Annotated in this window: 1 protein-coding gene and 2 pseudogenes; all 3 read left to right on the top strand. The window is 40.5% G+C overall.

Annotation, left to right across the window (positions count from 1 at the left end; all coding sequences use genetic code 11):
- Nucleotides 1–427 (top strand): annotated as a pseudogene (locus AAV96_RS18190) (hypothetical protein); the annotation flags it as partial.
- A gap of 18 nt (nucleotides 428–445) precedes the next feature.
- A complete protein-coding gene (locus AAV96_RS00355; protein WP_046737875.1) occupies nucleotides 446–2,938 on the top strand; it encodes a TonB-dependent receptor plug domain-containing protein in 2,493 nt (830 codons plus the stop codon).
- Nucleotides 2,939–2,975: 37 nt separating this feature from the next.
- A pseudogene (locus tag AAV96_RS00360) lies at nucleotides 2,976–3,325 on the top strand (alpha/beta hydrolase); the annotation flags it as partial.

The following is a 3,325-nucleotide window of genomic DNA, read 5'->3' on the forward strand; positions in this document are numbered from 1 at the left end:
CAACAAACGCATGCTTCAGCTGCAACTGATCCAACAGACAGAACCTGCCAAACGCAATGCACTGCAACAAAACATCCTCAAGCTCTATCAAAAACATGACATCGATGCCTACTTTGCCATGCACGATGCACTAGATGAGATCCTCAAAACGCAACGCCACCAAACCGCAGCGAAAAACCTGAACCAAAAAATAGAAAAAGCCCTGAATCCAGAACAACAAAAGGAAAAACAGAGCCAGAAACAACAGAAAAAACGAGAAGACCAGATCAAGTACTTTATCGGTTCACTCTATCTAGGCGTTTTTGAACGAGCAAAGTTTCAAATGACCCACTCCAATCAGGACTTGGACAACCTTTTTATTTTTAATTATAAGTATTTGTTATTATTTATTAAATTTATTGGCATTGGATTTGCTATATCGGTCTAGATCGTTAAGGAAGCTCATATGCGTACATATTTTTCTCAATTCATTCTTCACTCCTCACTTTTTACACTGAGTACACTCACTGCCTCTATTACGATGGCAAATGATCAGAAACATTTGTCAGGGAACGAAGATGTCATCACATTACAATCTGTCGTGGTCACAGGTTCAAGACGAGCAATTAGTAATTCTCTCGATGCGCCTGCACCTGTTGATATTTTAACGGCTAAAGACTTACAAAATACAGGAGCAACTGATCTTGCTGCGGCATTAACACGGCTGTCTCCTTCTGTGAGTTTACCGACGTCTCCAGCAGGCGGGTTTGGTGCATCAGTTCCACCAAGTATTGCGCTCAGAGGATTATCTGCGGATCAAACTTTAATTTTGATTAATGGGAAACGTCGACATACTGCAGCGTATTTCACCCGCCAAGCATATGCTGGTGGAAGAGGAGCAGCAGTCACTGATTTAAGTTTAATTCCAGTAAGTGCAATTGAGCGTATAGAAATCTTGCGGGATGGTGCTGCAGCACAATATGGATCGGATGCGATCGCTGGTGTTGTGAATATTATTTTGAAATCACGTGATCATGGGGGTGGGCTAAGCTATCAAACGGGTGGCTACACTCAAGGAGATGGTGAACAACATAAAGTTAATCTTTGGAAAGGTTTTGCACTCCCTAATGATGGTGCTTTGACGGTTGCCTTAGATTTAGGTAAACGTGAAGCTGCAAGTAACACGGCACCTGATACGCGAACTTTTTATGATGGTTCAACCAACGCTCAATATACAGAACAAAATACACCTTATAGAACATGGAAATTTGGTTCACCCGAACAAAAAGATCAAGTCAATGTGACTGCCAATCTAGATTTACCGTTGACTGATGATCTTGCACTTTATGGTTTTAGTAGCTATGGCCATCGCAAAACGATAGGGGAAAACTTTTATGAGCCACCAACAACCAAAACAGTACTGAATCAATCCAGCTATTTTAAAGAACGTTATCCAGATGGACGCTCGCCATTAAGCTTAGTCACTGTAAATGATTTTGCAACGACAGTTGGGGTTAAAAAAGGAGAGTTGAAGTCAGGTAAATATGATCTTTATGCGACTTATGGACAAAATAAAGTCAGTACAGAACAAGGCAACGGCATAAACCCAAGTTATGGCTCAAGCTCACCTTCAAACTATGACTTGGGTGAAAATATTTTTTCGCAATTAAATACAGGACTAGATTATAGCCGTGATATTGCAATTGATGGGTTAGCAAGTCCACTGACGTTGTCTACAGGGGTTTTATATCGTTGGGAGCAATATAAGCAAAATGCGGGTGATCCGATTGCCTATACCCGTGGCCCATATTTCAATCCAAGCACAACTTTAGGCGTTGGTGTTCCAGGGATATATGCGGGAATTACCGACCAAGATGAAAGAAAAATCAGTCGTGATGTGTATGGTATTTACCTCGATTTAGAAGCAGATATTATTAAAGACTTGAATGTGGGCGCAGCTGTTCGAAGTGAAAAATATTCAGACTTTGGGTCGACCACAAACGGAAAACTATTTGCTAAATATGATGTATCATCTCAATTTGCGGTACGCGGTTCGATCAATACAGGCTATAGAGCACCGTCATTGGCACAACAAGGATATTCTGCTTATAGCGTACAAACGGTGCAAACCCCTTCAGGTTGGCAAGATGTGCAACAACGAACTTTAGTTGCAGGCAGTGAGGCCGCTTTACTTATTGGCGGAAGCTCACTTAAACCAGAGAAATCCACAAATTACTCTTTAGGTTTTGTGTGGAAGCCACTTGCGAATACCTCAGCAACTTTAGACCTTTATCAAATCGATATTAAAAATCGTATTTTGCTTTCAGACAATATTACTGGAAGTGTAATCACCAATGCATTTTCCAATTCACCGTATTCAAATATTGCCAATGTGGCGTTCTTTAATAATTTACTAGATACACGTACCCAAGGTTTAGAGCTCGCGTTTAAGCATGATTTAAATCTTGAACAATATGGCAAGTTAAATCTGAATCTAGGTCTGGCCTATAACAAAAATGAAATCACTGAAACCAGAGATTCTATCACCGCAAAAGGTGAGCGAATTCCCGTTTCAAGCATTGCAGGACGAAATACACAAAGCCTGATTGAGTCTACTGCACCGAAAACAAAGCTGACCCTTGGTGCACTTTGGTCAAACCAAGCGTGGAGCGTCAATACCGCAATCCGTCGCTATGATAAATGGACGACCTTAAATAATACCAACAATATATTAGACCAGACTTTTGATCCGCAGTGGATTGCAGATTTGGATATCGGCTACAGAGCGGATGCATTTGTGAAAGGCCTCAAGTTCAATTTAGGGGCAATCAATTTATTGAATAGCCATCCTGACAAAGCTAAAGATTCTTCGGTCGGCAACATTGTCAAATATAGTTTTAATGCGCCTGAAGGCGCATTTGGAACGTATTTATATGGTCGTGTAAGTTACGAATTTTAAATCAAAAATGATTAAACAAATTTTAAGGTAAATGACAATGCAACCTACTTTTTTATCAACGTTATGCAAATTTTCTTTCATCACAACGATGTTAACTTCGAGCTGTTTGACGACTGCTCAACAAGCGCCAGCACCTGAAGATCAATATGGAGATGGCCGAGTTTCTGAGTTTTATACATGGAAATCAGCTATTCCAGCACAGGCAGGAAAATTATTAAAAACAGAGTCTATTCATAACCCGTATATTCGCTTGGCAAATGACAGTCAGGCCATTCGGATTCTTTATAGTTCGATCAGTGGAAAAGATAGCAAAACACCTATCGTGGTTTCAGGCAGTATTCATTTACCAAAAGGAACACCACCTAAAGAAGGTTGGCCAGTGGTGTT

The sequence above is a fragment of the Acinetobacter sp. AG1 genome (genome assembly GCF_001005525.1).
GTDB lineage: Bacteria > Pseudomonadota > Gammaproteobacteria > Pseudomonadales > Moraxellaceae > Acinetobacter > Acinetobacter modestus.

Coding starts and splice junctions, on each gene's coding strand:
- AAV96_RS00355 (WP_046737875.1), top strand. CDS start 446: ATGCGTACATATTTTTCTCAATTCATTCTTCACTCCTCACTTTTTACA.